Raw genomic sequence first — 250 nt, 5'->3', positions numbered from 1 at the left:
CCGGCCTCTCGATTGCTATCCGGTCACGAAGCTCAAGCAAGGAATATTCACTGGCGGTCTTTTCAAGAACTTGGGACAAGACAGCCGGACTTTTCGCTAAAACTTGATATGCTTCCAATGTTTGATAATCGGCTATGGCTAAAGCCTCGCCGTGAATGGTATCGGATGTTGACGGTTCAACAAATACTTGGCTAGTTGCCGTATATTCCGGTTCGTAAATAAAGACGGATACTAGCCAGACAGCAAAGAC

The 250-nt window shown here is 46.4% G+C and carries 1 protein-coding gene; it reads right to left on the bottom strand.

Annotated features, from left to right (window positions below; genetic code table 11):
* The coding region (locus R0J92_RS25215) for a hypothetical protein (protein ID WP_411053700.1) at positions 1-250 on the bottom strand (250 nt) is incomplete at both ends.

Origin of the sequence: Tritonibacter sp. SIMBA_163 (genome assembly GCF_046535935.1) — a bacterium.
In the GTDB taxonomy this organism is placed as follows: Bacteria; Pseudomonadota; Alphaproteobacteria; order Rhodobacterales; family Rhodobacteraceae; genus Epibacterium; species Epibacterium scottomollicae.
The sequence above is the reverse complement of the archived record's forward strand: the minus strand, read 5'-3'. Positions and strand labels throughout refer to the sequence as shown.